Raw genomic sequence first — 20,161 nt, forward strand, 5'->3', positions numbered from 1 at the left:
GCTACGTTCCGGTCACGAGGAGATCGAGCACGGCCATTCGCACCCCGACGCCGTGCATTACCTGCTGCGAATAACGCCAGCCGCGAAATCGCAAGACGCTCTCGTCGAGCTCCACGCCGCGATTGTAGGGTCCCGGATGCATGACGATTGCAGCCTCGTGCAATCGGCCGAGACGTGCGGCGTCGAGCCGGTATCGCGCGACGTACTCTTCGTCCGAGATCGGCATCGACGTAAATCGCTCGTGTTGGATACGCAGCAAGAGCACGACATCCGCGAGGGGGAGAACCGCGTCGAGGTCCCGTTCGACGCGCACGCCGTCTCGCCCGTACTCCGCGGGCGCGAAGGCCTCGGGTCCGACAAGGATCGTTTGCGCCTCGAGACGGCGCAGGCCGGCAATCAGCGAGTGCGCGACGCGGCTGTGCAGCACGTCGCCGACGATGACGACCGTTCGTCCGCGCAACGAGTGAAACTCCTCGAGCATCGTATACAGATCGAGCAACGCCTGCGTTGGGTGCGCGTGCGTGCCGTCACCGGCATTGATCACGTGGCCGTCGAACTGCATCGCGAGTTTTGCCGGAAACCCGTCTTCCGGATGACGAACGACCATGACGCCGACGCCCATCGCCGCGAGCGTGAGCATCGTGTCCTCGATGCTTTCGCCCTTGGTCAAATAGCTCAAGTCATGCGGCGTCAGATTCACGACGTCCGCGCCGAGGCGCAGCTCGGCCAGATTGAAAGACGTGAACGTGCGCGTGCTCGGCTCGAAGAAAAGATTGACGCAGGCAATGCCGTGCAGGCGCTTCTCGATATTCCCGCGCTCGAACGCCGTGGTGCGCGCGAAGATCTCGTGGAACTCCTCGGCCGCAAGGTCGTCGAGGTCCAATAGGCTACGTCGCGTCCGCAACGGTGACCTCGTCATCGGCGCAAGCCTCGGCAGCGAGCCGCACGTCGACGCGCTCGGTGCGCGCGCTCGCGATGACCCGTCCGACGTAATCGGGTTGGATCGGCAGTTCGCGCAGGCCACGATCGACGAGCACACAGAGACGGATCGCTGCCGGGCGCCCGAGGTCCGTAACGGCGTCGAGCGCCGAGCGAATCGTTCGTCCGGTGTACAGCACGTCGTCGACGACGATCACGACGCGCCCCTCGATGTCGACGGGGATCTGCGACTCGGGAAGCTCGTGCACGATGCGGTCGTCGCGGTACAGGTTGATGTTCAGGAACCCGAGAGCGGGGGCACGCCCCGTCGCGCGCGTGATCTCGGCTGCGATTCTCGTGGCTAGCGCTTCTCCGCCTCGCCGCACACCCAGGAGGACGACCCCGCTTTGGGATTCTTCGGGCTCGGCGATTTGCCGTGCGAGCCGGGAGATGGTGCGCTCGATCTCCGGCGCTCCAACGAGCACCCTGCGCGGCTCTGTGACGTTCACGGCGTGCTCTCAGACATATCGGACATCGCACGCTCGACGTCCTCGAGCTCGCTGCGGTATCGCTCCAATTTTTCTCGCTCCTTTTGCACCACGTCGGCCTTCGCGTGTGCGACGAACTGCGCGTTGCCAAGCTTCTTCTCGCCGCGCTCGACCTCCGCGCGCAGGCGCGCCCGCTCCTTCTCGTAGCGCTCGCGCACGAGCCCCGCAGGTGCCTCGATCTCGACGCGCCCGCTCACCGCGGCACCGGCTTCGATGCGCACCCCGGCTAGCCGCGCGTAGAGCTCGCGCTCGTACGAGCCGATCCCCACCGGGGCGCCCCTCGCTCCCAGTACTTCCCCGGGCGGGACGCTTATTTTCGCGCGTTCGTTGCGTAGGCGGACGATCTCGTCGCGCAGCGCCTCCATCCGGCCCGCAGCCTCTCGGTCGACTGGGACCTCGAGCGGGTCGGGCCAGGCTGCGGTCATGATCGTGTCGCCATCGTGAGGCAGGGCGAGCCAGACCTCTTCGGTGATAAACGGTGCGAGCGGGTGCAGCAAACGCATCGCATTGTTCAAAACGAAGGTCAGAACCGCGGCGCGCGTCTCACCTGCTTCTTCGAGCTTCGTCGCCTCGACATACCAATCGCAGAACTCATACCAGATGAAATGCCAGATGCGCTCGGCGGCGTTCCCGATGTCGTAGCCGTCAAGCAAGCTGCCGACCTCGAGAATCGTGTCGTGCAGGCGCGTGAGGATCCAACGATCGGCAAGGGTCAGTGCGGCGATTTTGGGTAGAGTCAGCGCGTTCGGAAGCCGTTCCGGAAGCGAGAGCACGTACCGCGTGGCGTTCCAAATCTTGTTGTTGAAGTTACGCGCCTCCTCGCATCGCGACTCCTGGAAACGTACTTCTTGCGCCTCGACACGCAGCTGGCGCAGGACGCCCATGCGAAACGCGTCGGCCCCGTACTTCTCGACCAGCTCCATCGGATCGATCGCGTTGCCGAGCGATTTCGACATCTTTCGCCCTTGCGCGTCGAAGACCAGCGGCGTCACGAAGACGTCGCGAAACGGTGCCTTACCCATCACGTAGAGCCCGAGCATCACCATGCGGGCGACCCAGAGGAAGATGATCTCGCCACCGGTGACGAGCGTCTGCGACGGATACCAGCACTCGAGCTCGAGCGTCTTCTCCGGCCAGCCGAGAATCGAGAATGGCCACAAAGCGCTCGAGAACCACGTGTCGAGCGTATCGGGATCGCGCGTCAGCTCACGCGTGCCATACCGCTCCTGCGCCTGCGCAAGCGCTTCGTCTTCGGACTCGGCGACGATCGTCGCTCCGTCGGGCGTGTACCACACCGGGAGCTGATGACCCCACCAGACTTGCCGCGAGACGTTCCAGTCGCGGATGTTCTCCAGCCACTGTTCGTACGTGCGGCCATAGCGTTCCGGTACGAAGCGGACCCGCCCGTCGCGATACGCATCGAGCGCGGGCCTCGCAAGCGGTTTCGCCTTCACGAACCATTGCTCGAGCAAGAGTGGCTCGATAACCGCTCCCGTACGTTCTGAGACGGCGATAGCGTGGCGATACGGTTCTTCCTTTACGACGAGCCCCGCCTCACGAAGGTCGGCACTGATGCGGGCGCGGGCCTGCGTCCGATCGAGGCCCACATACGCGCCCACGTCGACGTCGGCTGCGGTGATACGACCTTCCAAGTCCATGATCGAGAGCACCGGCAAGCCGTGCCGTTCGCCGATTTCGAAATCCGTCACGTCGTGTCCAGGCGTCACCTTCACCGCGCCGCTGCCGAACGCCGGATCGACTGCGGCATCGGCAACGACGGGGATTTTTCGTACGAGCAGCGGCGGAACGAGTACGCTCGCACCGATCCACGCCCGATAGCGCGCGTCCTCCGGGTGCACGGCGATCGCGACGTCGCCGAGCATCGTCTCCGGGCGCGTCGTCGCGACCGTGATGCCTCCCGGACCGTCGGCCGCCGGATACGTCACGTGCCACAACGTTGCGTCGCGCTCTTCGTGCTCCACCTCGGCATCCGAGATCGTCGTCTTTGCGACCGGATCCCAGTTGACGAGTCGTTTGCCGCGGTAGAGCAACCCGTCGCGATAGAGCGTGACGAAGACGCGCCGCACGGCGACTGAGAGCCCCTCGTCCATTGTGAACCGCGAACGCGCCCAATCCGGACCGAAGCCAAGTGCGCGAAACTGACGCTCGATCGCTCCGGCGCACCCTCGCGCCCACGCCCACGCGCGCTCGAGGTACTTCTCGCGTCCGAGATTCTCGCGCGTCGTCCCTTCGCGTGCCAGCTCGCGCACGAGCACGGCTTCGGTAGCGATCGCTGCGTGATCCGTACCTGGAAGCCAGTCGGCATTGTCGCCGCACATGCGGCGGTAGCGTACGAGCGCGTCCATCGGCGTGTACGTCGAGCCGTGGCCGATGTGTGCGCGTGCCGTGACGTTCGGAGGCGGCATGCAGATGATAAATGGCGGGCGCGCCGGGTCGGCTTCTTCGTGAAAGTAGCCGCGCTGTTCCCAGCGCTCGTAGAGCCGTGCCTCGACGGCTTTCGGGTCGTACGGGGTCGTTCGCGACGGCTTGGCATTCGACGCGCTCACTGCGCGCCTACGGTTCATCGCAAGACAGACGCGACCCTGGGGAGGGCCGTTCGCTAGCAGCGCGAGATCGCGGCTACGCGGGTTCCTTCTTTTGCTGCTCCTGATAGATGAGCGTCGGCGTCTCCTTCTTCTCGATGACGTCCTTGTTGACGACGCATTTCTTCACGCCGACGAGCGACGGCAGATCATACATCACTTCCAGCATCACCTCTTCGAGAATCGAACGAAGCCCGCGAGCGCCGGTCTTGCGGCCCTGCGCCTTCGCGGCGATCGCGACGAGCGCGTCCTTCGTGAACTGCAAGTCAACGCCGTCCATGTTCATGATCTTTTGGAACTGGCGGACGAGGGCGTTACGCGGCTCCGTCAGGATGCGGCGTAGGGCGAGATCGTCGAGCGCGTCGAGCGTTACGACGATTGGCAGTCTGCCGATAAACTCCGGTATGAGTCCGTAGCGCAGAAGATCCTCGGGCATGAGCTGCTGAAGGAGCTTGCCGACGCGCGTCTCGCGCTTGCCTTCCTGCCGTGCGCGGAAGCCCATGTTGTTGGCGGCAACCCGCCCCTCGATAATGCGATCGAGTCCGTCGAACGCACCACCGCAGATGAAGAGCACGTTGGTCGTGTCGATTTGGATGAACTCTTGGTGCGGGTGCTTGCGGCCGCCCTGCGGCGGTACGTTTGCCGTGGTGCCTTCCAATATCTTGAGGAGCGCCTGCTGCACGCCTTCACCCGAGACGTCACGTGTGATCGACGGATTCTCACTCTTGCGCGCGATTTTGTCGATCTCGTCGATGTAGACGATGCCTTTCTCGGCGCGCTTGACGTCATAGTCCGCGGCTTGGATCAGCTTTAGCAGAATGTTCTCGACGTCTTCGCCGACGTACCCCGCTTCCGTCAGGGACGTCGCGTCGGCCATCGCAAGGGGCACGTCGAGGATCTTCGCGAGCGTCTGTGCCAGATATGTCTTGCCCGAGCCGGTCGGTCCGACGAGCAGAATGTTCGACTTCTGCAGCTCGACATCGTCCGCAGTCGAGCCAGCATTGATGCGCTTGTAGTGGTTGTACACCGCAACCGCCAGCGACTTCTTCGCGCGATCCTGGCCGATTACGTATTGGTTGAGAATGTGGTTGATCTCTTTGGGCTTCGGAATGTTCCGAAGGCGGAGATTCTCGTCGGCATTCTTGTAGAGCTCTTCCTCGATGATCTCATTGCAGAGCTCGATACATTCGTCGCAGATGTACACGCCCGGGCCGGCGATCAACTTGCGCACCTGCTCCTGCGATTTGCCGCAGAAGCTGCACTTCAGTTGACCCTTGTCTTCTCCGAAACGAAACATTTGCTCCCCCGCGTCGCCGCCGGCCTACGCCGGTTTGGGCAGTGTCCCACGACTTTCGATGATAGTGTCGATTATCCCGTACGTCTTGGCCTCGTCCGCGGCCATGTAGTAGTCGCGATCGATATCCCGCAGGATCTGGTCCAGAGACTTGCCGGTGGTCGACTCGTAGATTTTGGCGATCGTCTGGCGCGTCGCGACGAGGTCGCGTGCCGCGATCTCCACATCGGTTGCTTGTCCCCCGATCTGCGAGACCCAGGGCTGATGAATGAGGATCTTCGAGTGAGGAAGCGCATAGCGCTTGCCCCGCTGACCGCCGGTAAGGAGCACCGATCCCATCGAGGCCGCCATGCCCATGCAAATCGTCGCGACGTCGGGCTTGATGAAGCGCATGGCATCGAAGATCGCCAAACCCGCGGTGACGCTGCCGCCCGGCGAGTTGATGTACATGTCGATGTCTTTGTCCGGGTCTTCTTTTTCGAGAAAGAGCAACTGCGCGATCACCAGGCTCGACAGATGATCGTCGAGCGGTCCCCCGACGAAGATGATGCGGTCCTTGAGCAGCCGCGAATAGATATCATACGCGCGCTCACCGCGAGCGGTCTGCTCCACGACCATCGGTACCAGGTGACCCATGCGATTTCTATACTCCCCAAAAGCTCTATCGGACGATACGCCTGCCGGGTCGGTCCCTACAGGCCGCAATCTTTAACCTATCTTGACCTTCGCATCGCTGCTGTCCCCGGGTGGTGCCCCTACTTTCGCATGATCGACGAGCAAGTCAAGCGTCTTGCTCCGTACGATCCCTTCTTTTAGGGAGCTCATGCTCGAGGCAAGAGCCTCGCGCATCCGCTGGGGAGACTGGTCGTACCGCTGCGCGAGCACCTCGATCTCTTCGCGAACCTCCGCGGGCGAGGCCTCGATACCCTCGGCTTTAGCAACCGCCTCGAGCACCAGCGTGCCCTTGACCTGCGTTGCCGCATCCTCGCGATACTTCGCGCGCAACGTCTCCTCCGTTGCGCCGATCCGTGCGAGATACTCATCGAAACCGATCCCCGCGCGGCGAGCGCGCTGCGCGGTCTCGGCAATCATGGACTCCACCTCCCGCTCGACGAGACCTTGCGGAACCGGAATCTCGAGCCGGCCCAGAAGGTGCTCCATGACGGCGTTGCCGATCGCACGACGCCGTCGGCCCTCTGCGACCGCCTCCAGGCGCTTGCGTATCTCGACGCGCAGGTCTTCCAAGCTCTGCGACTCCGAAACGCTCTTCGCAAACTCGTCGTCGAGCGCCGGGACGTCGATCTCTTTGACCTCGTGCAGCGTCACGGTGAAGCTCGCCGCTTTACCCGCATACTCGGTCTTCGCGTAATCCGCGGGAAAACTGACTTCGAAGGTCTTCGTCTCGCCGTTGCTCATGCCGGAAATCCCGTGGGCGAATCCCGGGATGAATCGCTCCTCCACGAGCTCTGCCTCTTGGCGCTCTGCCGTCCCGCCCTCGAAGACGTCACCCTCGATGCGTCCCTCATAGTCGATCGTGACGACGTCTCCCAGCCGTGCCGGGCGTTCGACCGGCACCAGCGTAGCGCGCTCCCGAGCAAAGGCCTGCACCGCGGCCTCGACGTCCGCCTCGGTCACGACGACCAGCGGAACCTCGACCGCCACGCCCTTGTACTCTCCCAGCTCGATACGCGGTCGCACTTCCACCGTCGCTTTGAGGCGCGTCGGCTTCCCTTCTTCTTCGGGCAGTAGTTCGATCGTCGGCCGGTCGACCGGATCGAGATCGTGCTCGCGCATCGCCCGTGCGTACGCGACAGGAGCAACGTCGTCGAGCGCTTCGCTCTCGATTGCGTCCGTGCCGTACGTCTGCTCGAAGAGGCGACGCGGAATCTTCCCTGGACGGAAACCCGGAAGCTTCACCTTGCGCGAAAGCCGCGAGAAGGCTCGCTGCCGGGCGGCGTCCACCTCGTCGGCGGTAAGCGGGATCTCGAGCTCGACCCGCGTGGGCTCGAGTCTCGTCAGCGTCGATGCGTTCATCCTATGGAGCCCATGTATTCTTAGCGGAAGACGAGATTCGAACTCGCGACCCTCGCCTTGGCAAGGCGATGCTCTACCACTGAGCTACTTCCGCAGGCATCGCTCAAGTTTCGACTGACGTACCTTCGGAGACGTTCGTCGCTCGCCGTCCTTGGCTCGCTCCTACTGCTCCGCCTCCTCGCTCTCGCCGTCCATGCTTCGCTCGTCGGTCGGAACCTCCTCAGGCACGTCAACCGAAACTCTCGCTTGGAAATTATCGATATCCTCTCGCTCCGCACGGTGCGCCTTTGGGCAAGCAGAGACTCGAACTCTGACGGGTTGCCCCACTGGATTCTAAGTCCAGCGCGTCTGCCGGTTCCGCCACTTGCCCCGACGCCGCCGGCCCGGCGACGCGTGTAGATAGCGCGCCGGAGGCGTGTGCACCTGCTCGCGCTGCCTGAAAAGAGGATTGCCGCGGTGCGAGCCGCGGCAATCGTTCTCTTTCGCTGAGTCGCTTATGGTTGCGTGGTTAGCGGCAGCACCAGTCGTCCCAGTCGCGGCCACCCCAACCCCAGCCCCAACCCATGTTGAAGCCCCAGCCCGGATATGGGTACTGCCATGCCGGATACCGGTTCGGGATGTAGCGATAGGGCGTCTCGATGTCGTCGGCCACGAACACGCCGTCGCCGGGATGGCCGTAGACCGTTACTTGCATCCCGGGCTCGAGCGTCAGACCGGTCGGCGTGATAATGGTGCCCTGGTGCAGTTGCACCCGGTCCAGGTCGCCGTTCCGTGCACGGACGTACACGATCCATTGACCGTCGAGGGACCGAATCGTCCCTGCGATCGATTGCTGGTGCACGGCGTAACTCGGCGTGCCCTCGGCGGGCTGCGCCTGCGCGATGCCGCTCAGCGACAGCGCCAGCACACCGGCGAGGAACGTCAGGCCCCCGCGCGTCGCGACACTTTTCATCATCATAATGATAGGAATTCCACCTGACCCTTCGTGGGAAACGAGGAAACTACCCCGGTGGGTTCCATGCGGCCGGAGCAGAGCAGCACCCACGATCGTCGTCGTCCCGCCGGTCGTCGCCGTTCCGGTACGGGTAGTATCCCCGACCGTACCCGTATCCCGGGCCGTAACGGTATCCAAACGCAGCGTCGATCTCGTTCGCGGCAAGAACCTGCCCGTACGAGAAGCCGTAAATCGTAACGCGCATTCCCGGGCGCAGCGTGAGCCCCGTGGGGTTGATGACCGTGCCCTGATGCATCTCCACGCGATCGACGTATCCTTGCTGGTCGCGAACGAGCAGCGAGTATCTCCCATCGAACCACGTGATCGTGCCGGCGATCGTTTTCCCGCCGCCGCCGTATCCGTAACCATTGCCGTACGGATAGTTCTGCGCTTGGGCAGGTGCACAGAGGAACGCGATTGACGCAAGCGCAGCCATCGCCGTCACAGCGCGCCGGATCGAAATGAGCCTCGTTGAATTTACCACCGTTGCAAATCTCCTTGTCATAGGAGGAACGTTGGCATCGAGCCTCAGGTTCCGCGCAATGGCCCGCGAATCGCCAGATCCCACCTCTTTTACCTGGAAAGGATCGGTTCCCCGTGAGCACCGTCGCCCTCCGGTTCGCCGCCATTTCTAGAGAGGCCGCGGAGTAAAAACGGGGAGACCTCCGCGCGCGCAGCGCACGAGTGCGTAGATGGGGCTACAAATGGGGCCACGACGCCCGCTCTCCTCTGCGCTAGAAAGCGAAAGACCCGTCAGAGTCCTTATTTGACGGGCCTTTTCGGCGAAGGTCTTTGCACCGCGAGGGACTTGAACCCCCAACCAAGTGATTAAGAGTCACCTGCTCTACCATTGAGCTAGCGGTGCAGGCCGCTGCCGGATGTTCGCGACGGAATTTTTTGCGCCCTCCGGGACTCGAACCCGGGACCAACGGATTAAAAGTCCGCTGCTCTACCGACTGAGCTAAAGGCGCGTGTCAATGATCCCCTTACTTGATGCGGGTTTGCGCGCGCCCCGTATTCCGACGCCGCGCGGAGCAAGTCTTTTGGTCACCTTTTGGTCACCTCCACCTACGCTCCGCTCCCTGAAACGCTCGCGAGCACCGGCCGCAGCACCGCGTCGAGCTTTACCGCAGCCTCGGCCTGGAGCCCTTCGGAGACGTGGGAGTAGAGGTCCATCGTGATCGCGATAGTGCTATGCCCCAAACGCTCCTGCACGACCTTCGGATGCACTCCTGCGGCGAGGAGCTGGCTCGCGTGCGTGTGCCGCATCGTGTGGAACGTGACGCCTTGAAGCCCCGCACCGCTCGCGAGAGCGCTGAATCGCTTGGAGAGCGTGTACGGCGCCCACGGGTTGCCGGCGTCGTCGTACGCGAAGATATATCCGGGGCCGAGGCGAGCCTGAGCGATTCGGTGCCGTCGCAGGGCCTCACTCGCACTCTCGGGCAACGTGATGATGCGCGCCTTCCCGCTCTTGGGCGGCTTCTCGCTGACCCCGGCCTTCGTTTGTTGGAGCGAGCGTCGGATCGACAGCGTTCCGCGGCGAGCATCGAGGTCATCCCACTTTGCGCCGCATAGCTCGCCCAGGCGAGCACCGCTGGCCAGGCCAACCGTCACGATCGCTTCCAGAGGCGTCCCGGACGCTGTGGCGAGCAGCTTCGCAAGCTCCTCGTCGCTGAGGAATCGCATCTCCCTGCGCGTGAGCTTCGGCTTTCGCGCGACTGCGGCCACGTTCTGCTGAACGCGACTTTCCCGCAGGGCTTGGGCGAGGACGATATGGACGAACCTGTGATGATGCAGCACCGTCGTCGCGCTGTATTCAGCGGCTCCCCATTCCGCATACGCCGCGTTGAGGTTGCTGGCGCTGAGCTTCTGAAGCGGAACATCGCCGAGCTTTGGAATGACGTGCAGGCGTGCGATCCCCTCGAAGCGCTCCTGCGTCTTGGGCGCATAGTGCGCCTTCGAACCCGCAAGAAACGCTGTGATATACTGCCCGAACGTCGTACGGTCGCGTTCCACGTAGTTACCGCAGCCGATCGCCGCCTCTTCCGCGACGAGCGCCTTCTGCGCGTCCTTCTTATTGCCGATGAATGTGAAGCGGTGCTGGCGGCGTCGCCCATTGGCGTCACGCGGTAGCGGCAAGATGGCTGACCATACAGCCCGGCCGTTCTTGCTCCCTCGCTTCTTTAGGCGTCTATCTGTGTCTGGCATTCTAAGTATGTCCTTTCTTAGTGGTTCGCTTGAGTTCGCGCCCCGTGCAAGGGCGAGCAAATGCGTCGAATGCATGCATGATGGTGCGCTCCGCTGCCAGGCGTTCCACCGGATCATCAATGCTGCGCAGCGCCGTGCGCACCGCGTTGGTGAACTCAGCGGTGAGCTGATCCTCGCGAAGCAGTTGCTCAAGTTCTTCTCGCGGCTTCAGCCAGGGCTCGATGTCGAAGCCGTGCCGCTTGAGGATTTCTCGCGTTTCATCGAACTGCGATTTCCCCGGACTGCCTTCACCGAGAATGCGCCGGAGCAGCCTCCTACGTCGCATCCTGTACAACGAGAGTAACGTCTTCCAAGTCCGCTGATAAGGTAGGTTGCCGAATAGTGCTTCGCAAAAATCACGCCCCGCCCCGGGGCGCACGTACGTGCTCGTCAAATAGTCTATCGTCTCCATCGCGAATGTTGGACCGGCGGCAGCGATGGTCGGCCAGGTTAGCTCCGGCTTCTCGCTTCTTTCGAGCCAGTAGATTGAGTCGAGGTAGGTCGCGACGTCCTGCTCGCCGACAAGATGCCCCACAGCTTTGTTGATCTTTAGAGCGTCTTTTGTTTTCGGTGTGCGAGTATGCTTGATGTACTGGAAGATGCGCGGACCCGAGAAGTCCGTCTCCCTGGCAATCTCTGCCACGGGAATGTCAGCGGCAGTGCAAATCTCTGCAAGAGCCCTGCCCCAGGCGTTACGAATCACGCTTTTAGTGTAACGCCTTGGAGAGTATCATGCAAGTATGACTAAGCACGAAAGCGCCCAGGGACGCCCGCCTTCCGACGTGGCCCCCTACACCAGGCGCGAAGCGCGAGAGCTTTCCCGCCTTGGGCTCACTGCGTTCGATGAAGCGCTCCGAAGAGGCGACTTCCCGTCTTTCCGCGTCGGTCGCCGCGTATTTTGTCCGCGGGCGGAGTTCGAGGCTGCGTTGCGCGGCGAGCGCGACGCGCCGGAAGAATGAACGCTATCCCACCGGTCTTGCAGACCTACTGCCGAATCACCGGGCACGACCCGAATTCCATCGGCAAGCGCGCCGGCCGTGAAATGCTCGTGCCGTGCGTTGCACCGAAGCGACACAATCATCGCGACGCACACCCATCGTTGCGGATCAACACGGGTAAGGACGTATGGCACTGCGATCCATGCGATGCCGGTGGCCGCAGCATCGCCCTCATTATCCATTCCGGCGAGGCTCGAAACAATGCCGAAGCTCTGCGCTGGCTCGGCGTCGAGCGTGAGCCCGCTTCGCGAGTGGTCGCGTCGTACTACTACGTCGACGCGGATGGGACGCCCATCGCCCGCGTCGATCGCGTCGAGCCGGGGCGCAACGGAAGAGATAAGGAGTTCTTCCCTTACTTGTACGACGGGGTGCAATACGCGACCAAGCCGGGGCTTCATGGTAGAACGCTGCCCCTGTATCATCTCGACGAGGTACACGCCGCAACAGCGAGCGGGCAGAGAGTCTTTCTGGTCGAGGGCGAGGGCAAGGCCGACGCCTTACGGGATGCGTTGCGAGCGGGCGGGTCGCTCGATGCGGTCACGACAATCGCCGGCGGAGCGAACGCGCCGCTTCGCAACTCGCACCTTGCGTCACTCTCGGAAGCCTCGCTGGTCGTCGTGCTCGCGGATAGCGACGGGGCAGGCCGTCAAGCAGCGACAGCGCGCAAGCGCAAGATCGCGTCGGCCGACTCAACGTGCGATGTGCCCCTTCTGGACTTCTACCCAGATCGCGACGACGGCAGCGACGTAGCGGACTGGCTAGGCGACGGCCACACTGTCGCGGAGTTGCGAGCGCTCGTCGACGCAGCGCCGCCGTATGAACCAAGCACAGAGGCGCCGTCAACCATCGCCAGCGACGACGCTGCAATCGTCGCCGCAGCGAAGCTCTCGCCGGTCGAATACGACCAACAGCGGAAAGAGATCGCGAAACGGCATGGCATCCGAATCGCGACGCTCGACAAGATGGTCGCCGCGATGCGCCCGCAAGATCAGGTACAGGGCCAAGCCCTGGAATTCGAACAGGTCGAACCCCACGCCGAGCCCGTTAATGGCGCTACCCTACTAGACGAGGTCGCTGCAATGTTCGGGCGGCACGTCGTGCTACTGGACGGCGCTGCGGACGCTGTCGCGCTGTGGTGCATTTGGACGTACGTCGTAGATTTGTTCGATATCGCCCCGATGCTCGGCTTAACGAGCGCGACGAAGCGGTGCGGTAAGACGCGGCTACTCGGCCTCATCATGAAAATTGTGGCGCGACCGCTCGCTGCTTCTAACATTTCGCAAGCCTCGGTGTTTCGGGTAACCGAGAAGTGGCACCCGACGCTGGGCGCCGACGAGGCCGATTCGTACTTCAAGGATAACGAGCAGCTCCGCGGCGTGCTGAACTCTGGGCATACTCGCGACGCCGCTTTTGTCATTCGCTGCGAGGGCGAGGACAACGAACCGCGGCGCTTTTCAACCTGGGGCGCGAAAGTGTGGGCCGCGATCGGCGTTCTCGCTTCGACGCTGATGGATCGCAGCATTGTGATTCCGATGAAACGTTGCGCGCCCGGGGAAACCTTCGTCAAGCGTCTGCCGGCCGATTCCTATTTTGCCACGTTGCGTGCGCGCATCGTTCGCTGGACGAATGACCACAGCGCTCAAATAAGGAGCATCGAGGCCGTATCGCCGAAAGGACTCGACAACCGCGCCGAGGACAACTGGACGCCGCTGCTCGCGATTGCGGAGGTCGCGGGCGGGGCATGGCCGACCAGAGCCCACCGGGCGGCAGAGATGTTGTCCAGCGTCGAGAGCGAGGACGCACTTGAAGTGGGCGTGCAACTCGTGCACGATATTCGCCGAGCCTTCAACGGCGACGACCGACTCCATACGAATGTTCTGCTCGCTCGGCTGAATGCGATGCCAGAGAGCCCCTGGCCGACATACTGCCGCGGCAGGGAACTGACAGCGCGTGCACTCGCAAACCTCCTTCGCGCGTTCGGAATCAGCTCGCACCAACTCAAGATCGACGACGTGAATCACAACGGCTACGAAGCCAAACAATTCGACGACACGTTGGCTCGCTATCCTGCCCGCGAGGAGTTAGGCGCAGGTGAGGGGTCTCTATCCTCTACTGACTCTACAGCCCAACAAAATCGAGGGTTTGCGTCCAAATCGCATGGTCTACCAGAAGGCGATGGTAGAGGATACGAAAACGGCGGAAACGCCCGTCAAATAAGGCCGGTAGGGGCAGTAGAGGATAAGAAGCCACCCGTCCCCGCATTGTCGTTTACGAAGGGCGGAAAGTTGTGTGGCCGCTGCGGTGGCCTCGGGCGCGTGGCCGTTGTCGAAGGCGACTTGGTTTGCAGAATCTGCTTGGAGGCCGAGAGCCTCTTCGACAGAGACGGCAACTCAGCGGGGATCGCATGAGCGCCCGCCTGGATGTTCCCTCACTCATTGACTTGGCCGACGCCATCGGCGTCCGGCTCGAACTGTCGCACGACGGAGGCGAGGTTCTCGTTCGCGGCCCCGAGCTGGTACGCGCGCGACTTCGCCCGCTGCTGCGCGAAAACCGCGAAGAGATTAGATCGTGGCTGCGTGAGGTCGAGCACGTCGTCGCGCGCGCCGAGCATATCGTGCGCGAAGCGCATCGTGGGGTGCGCTAGTCGCATACCGAGGCGTTCTGTCACGTTCGCAGAATGCGCGTAAAGACTAGGCGGCCGCCTGTGGCCGCCTACTTTTGCGCTAGTAGCTGTATGCTGGAAGCCGCCCGTTCTGGTCCGTCTTTGGAACTGCGCTGCTTATAAACTGCTTTGCTGCTTCCGAGACAATTCTCGAAGCAAAGGATACGCTCTTCGCGTTCATCCCCATACGTGTCAAGGCGAACCTGATGCGGTTCTTGAGGGACTGCTCAGACCAGCGGGTCAAGATTCCTTCGAAAGCAAAACCAACAACTCGACCATCTTTGTCAAAGTCAATGATAATGTATTCATTCGGCACCCTGGGAACCGGAAAGTAATCCGAAAAGGCTACGGGGCGCGACACCATCGTAAGATGTAAAAAGTCGCGGTCAAAGTCGAGCGTATACGGCTTACCGTTCAGATCCGGTCTTTCGCTTTGTAGCTTCCCATGCATTATCATAAGATCACACCAGGTTTTTGCCATCTTATCCTAGCCTGTGGCGGGATTTTCTTCGTCAGCATCGCTGTCGTCACAAATGACACCGGGAAGACTCCGAGTTTCCTACAACGCTTTAGATGGACAGTTAACCTCTTTACTTTGACGGTTCCCCAGGGGTCAGATTTTAGCTTGACCGCGAAATATTTACCCTTCGCGGTATGAGTTGGTCGCCCATCGTCATAAATCGCGTCAGGGTTTATTACGACCTGCCGGACGTCCTCCAGGTCTATGGCCCTTTCTCTCTCAAGCTGGACATGCTTTTCCAGGACGTCCTTCGTTAGCAAAACCAACTCTCCGGTGGGTAGGTTTTCGGCCATGATCGTGATCGATCCCCTCAGAAGCTCCAAAAGCCCCATAAGGCGAGCATACGACGAGGGCCACCGCGCCAGATACCTAGCCACTGAGAACCACCCTTTCCAGCGGGATGGCATAGTATCCTGAGCCTCATGAAAAGCAAGAAGGTCACAGATCATCTGCCCCCCCGAGGACGTGCCCTTCGATGACGTGCTCCGCACCATACTCCGGGCTCCGGTCCACCATAGAGCCACTCCCAAGCCTCGGCGCCGATCCTACCACTAGGCGCAAGAAGCGATCGTTTGTCTGAGGACGACGAATTCTATCGGCGCCCGTCCCGAGGAAGCCTTGGCCGAAGGATTGTGCGGGGAGCTATCTTGCTCGCGTGGCTTTGGGGCCTTCATTTACGTTGCAGTAGTCCAAGCCGCCTACTTGATTATCGCCGATTAGCGTGAAGTGGCGAGACTCACGGGCGCATGCTACGCACAGATCGGCTACGCGCCAGCGTATCGCTCGGCGGCGGGTGACAAGAGCCGTCTTCCTTTAGATGCGTTCAATTCTATCGTAGCGGCTGCAGTCGGTATACGGTCACACTTCGACGACTTCGAGTCCGTCGTAGAGGCGAACGGCGGCATAGCGTTGGGCAAGCCATTTGCGGCGGTTGTACCAGGCGAGTTTCTTAGGATCGTTACGGATGCGGCGTGGAGCGGGATCATCGCTTAGCTTGGGGCGCGGTCGTTTGAGGAGTTTGCAGGCCGTTTCAGTAAGGCGCCAGCCCGACTCGGGGCCACCCTTTTCTTGGCGTTGAACGTACTCGTCGGCTTGGAGACGCACGAGGAGTCGATAAGCACTCATTTTGTGCCGCTTGATGGCTTTGGCGACATCGGCGGCGGACGGCCAGGCGTGGTATTGCCTGGCATAGGCATAGACGGCGCGGAGCACCTTTAGGCCGCGATCATAGGTAAGCATGATCGCGGCTAATTGTACCACGCGGCGAGGGGCCCGGTTCAGGGTCGAATCCCGTAAGTGCCTAGCCTATCGAACCCTATACGCGTCAACGGATTCACCGTCTTCGTCCTTGTCGATGATCCGATCCCCGCAAATCAGCACGTCATCTGCCGCGAGCCAGAGGGATGATGTCGAAGTGTCATAGTCCTGCACGCGGTAAACTGCTCCGGAAAGCATCTCCAAGATGGCGCCATCTTCGCCGACGGTTTCGATCGAGTCGTCATCACAATCGCCCCCCGGGGCACCGTAGTATGGCGCAGTAGGTGCCGCTTGGTACTGCTCGGCTGGAGCACCTGGTGTTGGAGTTGAAACCGCAACACTTGTGGTTTTCCAGCCGTGGTTGTCAGCCGAGAACGTAACCTCAATGTCAAAGGTGTAGCCGTGCACCGACGTCTCAACGTCGAAGGTATGGCGGCCATCGGCATAGACTTTGTCCTGGACGCCCTGCTTCACGCCATTTGTCAACTGGATGGCTACAATATGGCTCGACGCCCACTTATCTTCGTTGAGAACCCATCCAGATGCGCCGTGGGCAGCGACCCACGTCCCGGTGCGTTGCCAGTAGAGATTCGCTCGGTTGCCGATGTAGTCGTAGTCGAGCATATAGTCTACGGCATAGCCACGCACGCCACTGACCGTTAGTTTCGGATCACGAATGTAGCCGTAATCTCTGCCCCATGTTGCGTCGTGCTGCCTCAGAAATTGTGGAGTCAGGATGGCGCCGAGGTCATTGAGCGCTGCTTTGTTAGAGCTTCCGTTTCTCAAGTCGAGATCATGGTAGAAGCGCCAAACCAGGCTGGACAGTTCGCTAGGGTTCGCTGGGATCGGAGTTGCGGTCGGCGAGGCCGTTGCCGTGGCCGACGGCAGTGAGGACGTGCTGTTAGAGTTCGTCGAGGTTGCGTTTCTCCAAACAGCGTAGCCAATGACCGCTGAGATCGAGACCAAGACAACGATGAGCAACGCCCGGCCTCGCTGTTGCTCTTCATTCATCGGCGTCAACCCTACAGAATGATCTTCGGCACCGCCAGCGCCTTACAGCCGCCATCTTCTAATGTGCAAAGCCCGAGTTGTCTTCTTTCGTCGTAGCTATAACGTGCACCGTGTCGGCTACGTACTCTTGGAAAGTGTGCGTGCTATCAACTACAACGTTCCGACCTTTGACGAAGTTGTGCACGAACAGCCCTGGCAAGCCGAGGAAGGCCCACGAGATAATCGTCATCGTCGAGGAAACGCCGGCCTTACTCTGGCCCTCTTCCGTCGTGTGTTGACTCGTTAATCGAATCTTCTCACCGTCCGTCGCGAAGACCCAATCCATCTGCAAGCCGAGACTTCCCGGATGCCCATGACTGCCGGCTCGATCGACAGTCACGACCTCGCCCTGGCCATAGGCCGCTTTCGCAACGACGATCCAACCGTTGACGACCACATCGCTAGCGACGTGGAAGGCAAACGTATCACCAACGTTTGCGGTAGAGGATGAGATAGGTTCAGTCAACTGCACGTCTACTTCGGTTCCGCCAGGAACGGTTACAAGTGCTCCGCCCCGCGGTGGACGTGGATAAGGAGTAGGGGAAAACACCGGCTGAGGCGGCGGCTGAACCACCGACGGATACGGCGACGGGGACAGCGGCACAACGCCAAGCAGCAACGGCGTCAGGAGTGCTCCAATGGCCAAGCGCGCGAGGATACGCATACGCACCTCCTGGCCGCTTGCCTTCTACAGCGTGGCGCTAGGCCCTAGCAACACCCAAGCCCAGCCCAAGGCGCGCCCCGCCGTTTAGCTCGGCGGCGCGCTGGGCGGCTGATCGAAACGCGAAGCCACCCGAAGGTGTGGAGTCGAGCGGCCCTAATTCCTACAAGTGCCCCGCTTCGTGCGCCGCGAGACATTCTTTTTTTTTGAAATTTTTTGCGGCTACGTCAGCCCATACTAGGATCGCCCTCGTCGCGGTCGCTGCCAGCGGTCGCATGCGGGGTTGCCACCCCTCGCGCGTTTGCAGCGCGTCTGAGGGCCGTCCGGCGGCGTGGGCGATGTTCCATGACTCTCGGAGGCGCGATGTCGCTGGTCACGGATTGGTCACGCGCTGCGCGGGTTCTCGCGTTTTTCCCCGCGCTTCCGCGGGGCTCGGACGGCCGCGATGGCAACGAAAACGTCCGCCAAACGTGCTTCAGCGGGCGTTGCCGTGTCTCGGCGCTAGCGGACGGTTTACGCTCAGGTCGGATTAAAAGTCCGCTGCTCTACCGACTGAGCTAAAGGCGCGTACGCTCAACGCACTTCTTGGGGTGGCTGACCGGAGTTGAACCGGCGACCTCCTGAGTCACAGTCAGGCGCTCTAACCAGCTGAGCTACAACCACCATACCCTGTGAGGGCGGTTCGCCAAGATGCAGGCGAAGGTCCTCGCCAACGCTCACGACGGCCCGTTCCGATCCGTCAAGTCCTCAACCGCGATATAGGTGACCGTATCCCATGCATTTCGGATTCCCATGAAGATGAAAACCACCGTCCCGCCGGCAAGCACGAAGAGCGCGCCCCGCGGGACCACCACGAGCAAAACCGCTCCAATGAGAATCGCCACGTACGTCGCAAGCGGCATCAGCGAATACCAAAACCAATCGTCGAACCCCGGAAAGTACGGGCTCTTCGAGGTGAGACGCGTCATGCGCATCAGCACGCGCATCGCGTACGCGATCCCATAGACTCCAATGAGCGCGAGGACAGTGCCCAGTGGAACCAGCGATGGCCACGGCGCTGCCATCACCGCCGAAATCAGTAGCGCTGCACAGAAGTGCACGACGGTCGGCGAGCTAAACGTCTCGACCCCATCGCGCGTGTTCCGCTGTAAGCGTTCCTGCCTCGCGACGAGCGTGATCACGACGAACATCAATCCCGTCAATGCTCCCGCCGAGGATCCCGTTATGACGTAGAAATTCGACCAGGATGCCGCGAATGGGTCCAGTTCTTCTCCTCGTAATTCGATACCGGGTGCGCGCCCGGAGGGATTCGAACCCCCATCTTCGAGCTTCGAAGGCTCGTGCCTTATCCGGTTAGACTACGGGCGCTCGTGATCTTTGACATGCGTTGCGATCTGCCAGACGTTACCAAACGGGTCCTCCACCGTGGCTCGTCGATCGCCGTACAACGTCAGCTCCGGCTCTTCGAGCGACGCCGCTCCAGCTTCCAGCGCTTTTCGATACGTCGCGTCGGCATCGCGAACGTAGAGATAGAAGAACGACGACGTCTCGCGCCGCACCTGCGCATTGCCGACCATTACCATCGAGTCGCCTATGCGCAGCTCGGCCGGGGCATCCTCGCGCACGCGCGGGCCCTCCACGGCACCGAACGCGTCCTTGAGAAAGGCGACCAACCTCTCCGGCTCCTCCACGAAGAGTCGCGGGGTGACCGTATGCCAACCTTCGGGAATCGGTTTTATCATCGTGCAACCTCCGACGAATCGACGTGCGCCCGGAGGGACTCGAACCCCCATCTTCGAGCTTAGAAGATATGCTGCGCTCTTCGCGGCGACCACCGGTGACGCTCTCGCCCTTATATGACAGGCCTTTGCGCTCGCGCACGCCTCTCTTGCTCTTTGCGCTTCGTCGTTTTACCACTCAAATCTCCACCCGTTTTCCGGTTTTTCGCCCCCGTGGTCTTAGTGGCACCGTCATCAACGTTCCAGGCATCGGCGACGATCGTTTCGCGAGCGCGAAATGCTTTGTCGTATATCCGTGCCGTTATGCCGGGGTGCGCGTGGCCGAGCATTCTCGAAACTGCTTCGAGTGGCGCACCGCGTTCGATACTGACCGATGCGAACGAGTGGCGGAGCGCGTGCCAAGTTATCTTTGGCAGCTTCGCCTTCTTCAAAGCCGGCGCCAACGTATCCGAGATAAGCTGCGTCCCATTTGGCGGTGCTCCCGTCGCCGTAACGAACACCCGACCGCGCCGAACGTCATGCCCTTCGCGCTCCATTCGGTCCCGATGCACTTCGAAAGCGTGCATTGTCTCTCGCGGCACCGAAATCCACCGATCGGAGCTCTCTGTCTTCGGCGATCCTTCATAGAAACGGCCC

The 20,161-nt window shown here is 61.6% G+C and carries 20 protein-coding genes and 6 tRNA genes; 1 reads left to right on the forward strand and 25 read right to left on the reverse strand.

Annotated features, from left to right (window positions below):
• Position 1: 1 nt before the first annotated feature.
• The 14 genes from VMV82_10635 to VMV82_10700 form a co-directional block, all read right to left on the reverse strand.
• Positions 2–883, reverse strand: coding sequence for an aspartate carbamoyltransferase catalytic subunit (locus VMV82_10635; protein ID HUY42013.1), 882 nt, complete (start codon positions 881–883; stop codon positions 2–4).
• A gap of 4 nt (positions 884–887) precedes the next feature.
• Positions 888–1,427 (reverse strand): bifunctional pyr operon transcriptional regulator/uracil phosphoribosyltransferase PyrR, encoded by a 540-nt coding sequence (gene pyrR / locus VMV82_10640; protein ID HUY42014.1) that lies wholly within the window; start codon positions 1,425–1,427, stop codon positions 888–890.
• On the reverse strand, positions 1,424–4,033 hold the full coding sequence (locus VMV82_10645; protein ID HUY42015.1) for a valine--tRNA ligase: 2,610 nt from the start codon (positions 4,031–4,033) through the stop codon (positions 1,424–1,426). Before VMV82_10645 ends, pyrR begins: the two co-directional genes overlap by 4 nt.
• 73 nt (positions 4,034–4,106) lie before the next feature.
• Positions 4,107–5,366 carry an ATP-dependent Clp protease ATP-binding subunit ClpX gene (clpX, locus tag VMV82_10650; protein HUY42016.1) on the reverse strand — a complete coding sequence of 420 codons (1,260 nt, stop codon included), beginning with the start codon at positions 5,364–5,366 and terminating at the stop codon, positions 4,107–4,109.
• Positions 5,367–5,390: 24 nt separating this feature from the next.
• Positions 5,391–5,999 (reverse strand): ATP-dependent Clp protease proteolytic subunit, encoded by a 609-nt coding sequence (locus VMV82_10655; protein HUY42017.1) that lies wholly within the window; start codon positions 5,997–5,999, stop codon positions 5,391–5,393.
• Positions 6,000–6,071: 72 nt separating this feature from the next.
• Complete coding sequence (gene tig / locus VMV82_10660; protein ID HUY42018.1) at positions 6,072–7,397, reverse strand: trigger factor; 1,326 nt, start codon at positions 7,395–7,397, stop codon at positions 6,072–6,074.
• 22 nt (positions 7,398–7,419) lie between these two features.
• Positions 7,420–7,491: transfer RNA gene (locus tag VMV82_10665), tRNA-Gly, on the reverse strand.
• Between the two features lie 194 nt (positions 7,492–7,685).
• A tRNA-Leu gene (locus VMV82_10670) sits at positions 7,686–7,767 on the reverse strand.
• A gap of 138 nt (positions 7,768–7,905) precedes the next feature.
• Positions 7,906–8,355: a hypothetical protein gene (locus VMV82_10675; GenBank protein HUY42019.1), complete on the reverse strand. Its 450-nt coding sequence runs from the start codon at positions 8,353–8,355 to the stop codon at positions 7,906–7,908.
• Between the two features lie 43 nt (positions 8,356–8,398).
• Positions 8,399–8,836 carry a hypothetical protein gene (locus VMV82_10680; protein HUY42020.1) on the reverse strand — a complete coding sequence of 146 codons (438 nt, stop codon included), beginning with the start codon at positions 8,834–8,836 and terminating at the stop codon, positions 8,399–8,401.
• A gap of 348 nt (positions 8,837–9,184) precedes the next feature.
• Positions 9,185–9,256 (reverse strand) — tRNA-Lys (locus tag VMV82_10685).
• Positions 9,257–9,289: 33 nt separating this feature from the next.
• Positions 9,290–9,362 (reverse strand) — tRNA-Lys (locus VMV82_10690).
• 97 nt (positions 9,363–9,459) lie between these two features.
• The gene (locus tag VMV82_10695) at positions 9,460–10,530 is read right to left on the reverse strand and encodes a tyrosine-type recombinase/integrase (protein ID HUY42021.1); all 1,071 of its coding nucleotides are present in this window, start codon (positions 10,528–10,530) and stop codon (positions 9,460–9,462) included.
• 70 nt (positions 10,531–10,600) lie between these two features.
• Positions 10,601–11,341, reverse strand: a complete 741-nt coding sequence (locus VMV82_10700) for a hypothetical protein (protein ID HUY42022.1) — start codon at positions 11,339–11,341, stop codon at positions 10,601–10,603.
• A 912-nt stretch (positions 11,342–12,253) separates the two neighbouring features.
• Between VMV82_10700 and VMV82_10705 the strand changes: the two genes are divergently transcribed.
• A complete protein-coding gene (locus tag VMV82_10705; protein HUY42023.1) occupies positions 12,254–14,044 on the forward strand; it encodes a DUF3631 domain-containing protein in 1,791 nt (596 codons plus the stop codon).
• Between the two features lie 20 nt (positions 14,045–14,064).
• On the opposite strand, the gene VMV82_10710 is transcribed toward VMV82_10705, so the two are convergent.
• The 11 genes from VMV82_10710 to VMV82_10760 all read right to left on the reverse strand — a co-directional run.
• On the reverse strand, positions 14,065–14,286 hold the full coding sequence (locus tag VMV82_10710; GenBank protein ID HUY42024.1) for a hypothetical protein: 222 nt from the start codon (positions 14,284–14,286) through the stop codon (positions 14,065–14,067).
• Between the two features lie 73 nt (positions 14,287–14,359).
• Positions 14,360–14,779 carry a DUF2283 domain-containing protein gene (locus tag VMV82_10715; GenBank protein HUY42025.1) on the reverse strand — a complete coding sequence of 140 codons (420 nt, stop codon included), beginning with the start codon at positions 14,777–14,779 and terminating at the stop codon, positions 14,360–14,362.
• Positions 14,752–15,150 (reverse strand): hypothetical protein, encoded by a 399-nt coding sequence (locus VMV82_10720; protein HUY42026.1) that lies wholly within the window; start codon positions 15,148–15,150, stop codon positions 14,752–14,754. The genes VMV82_10715 and VMV82_10720 overlap by 28 nt, the downstream gene beginning before the upstream one ends.
• A 526-nt stretch (positions 15,151–15,676) precedes the next feature.
• On the reverse strand, positions 15,677–16,057 hold the full coding sequence (locus VMV82_10725; GenBank protein HUY42027.1) for a hypothetical protein: 381 nt from the start codon (positions 16,055–16,057) through the stop codon (positions 15,677–15,679).
• Positions 16,058–16,123: 66 nt separating this feature from the next.
• On the reverse strand, positions 16,124–17,095 hold the full coding sequence (locus tag VMV82_10730) for a hypothetical protein (GenBank protein ID HUY42028.1): 972 nt from the start codon (positions 17,093–17,095) through the stop codon (positions 16,124–16,126).
• Between the two features lie 49 nt (positions 17,096–17,144).
• Positions 17,145–17,597, reverse strand: a complete 453-nt coding sequence (locus VMV82_10735) for a hypothetical protein (protein HUY42029.1) — start codon at positions 17,595–17,597, stop codon at positions 17,145–17,147.
• A gap of 775 nt (positions 17,598–18,372) precedes the next feature.
• A tRNA-His gene (locus VMV82_10740) sits at positions 18,373–18,449 on the reverse strand.
• A 53-nt stretch (positions 18,450–18,502) separates the two neighbouring features.
• Positions 18,503–18,976, reverse strand: a complete 474-nt coding sequence (locus VMV82_10745; GenBank protein ID HUY42030.1) for a hypothetical protein — start codon at positions 18,974–18,976, stop codon at positions 18,503–18,505.
• A gap of 104 nt (positions 18,977–19,080) precedes the next feature.
• Positions 19,081–19,154, reverse strand: a tRNA-Arg gene (locus VMV82_10750).
• Positions 19,145–19,528, reverse strand: coding sequence for a VOC family protein (locus VMV82_10755; protein HUY42031.1), 384 nt, complete (start codon positions 19,526–19,528; stop codon positions 19,145–19,147). Before VMV82_10755 ends, VMV82_10750 begins: the two co-directional genes overlap by 10 nt.
• A gap of 110 nt (positions 19,529–19,638) precedes the next feature.
• Positions 19,639–20,161: tyrosine-type recombinase/integrase (locus VMV82_10760; protein ID HUY42032.1), on the reverse strand; the 523-nt coding region annotated here is incomplete at its 5' end.

The organism is Candidatus Dormiibacterota bacterium (genome assembly GCA_035532035.1).
GTDB lineage: Bacteria > Vulcanimicrobiota > Vulcanimicrobiia > Vulcanimicrobiales > Vulcanimicrobiaceae > Tyrphobacter.

Excerpts from the sequence above, each read along its gene's own strand:
- VMV82_10715 (HUY42025.1), bottom strand. The coding sequence starts at position 14,779 with ATGGCAAAAACCTGGTGTGATCTTATGATAATGCATGGGAAGCTACAA.
- VMV82_10675 (HUY42019.1), bottom strand. The coding sequence starts at position 8,355 with ATGATGATGAAAAGTGTCGCGACGCGCGGGGGCCTGACGTTCCTCGCC.
- VMV82_10710 (HUY42024.1), bottom strand. The coding sequence starts at position 14,286 with ATGCGACTAGCGCACCCCACGATGCGCTTCGCGCACGATATGCTCGGC.
- tig (HUY42018.1), bottom strand. The coding sequence starts at position 7,397 with ATGAACGCATCGACGCTGACGAGACTCGAGCCCACGCGGGTCGAGCTC.
- VMV82_10655 (HUY42017.1), bottom strand. The coding sequence starts at position 5,999 with ATGGGTCACCTGGTACCGATGGTCGTGGAGCAGACCGCTCGCGGTGAG.
- VMV82_10745 (HUY42030.1), bottom strand. The coding sequence starts at position 18,976 with ATGTTCGTCGTGATCACGCTCGTCGCGAGGCAGGAACGCTTACAGCGG.
- clpX (HUY42016.1), bottom strand. The coding sequence starts at position 5,366 with ATGTTTCGTTTCGGAGAAGACAAGGGTCAACTGAAGTGCAGCTTCTGC.
- VMV82_10720 (HUY42026.1), bottom strand. The coding sequence starts at position 15,150 with ATGGGGCTTTTGGAGCTTCTGAGGGGATCGATCACGATCATGGCCGAA.
- VMV82_10755 (HUY42031.1), bottom strand. The coding sequence starts at position 19,528 with ATGATAAAACCGATTCCCGAAGGTTGGCATACGGTCACCCCGCGACTC.
- VMV82_10725 (HUY42027.1), bottom strand. The coding sequence starts at position 16,057 with ATGCTTACCTATGATCGCGGCCTAAAGGTGCTCCGCGCCGTCTATGCC.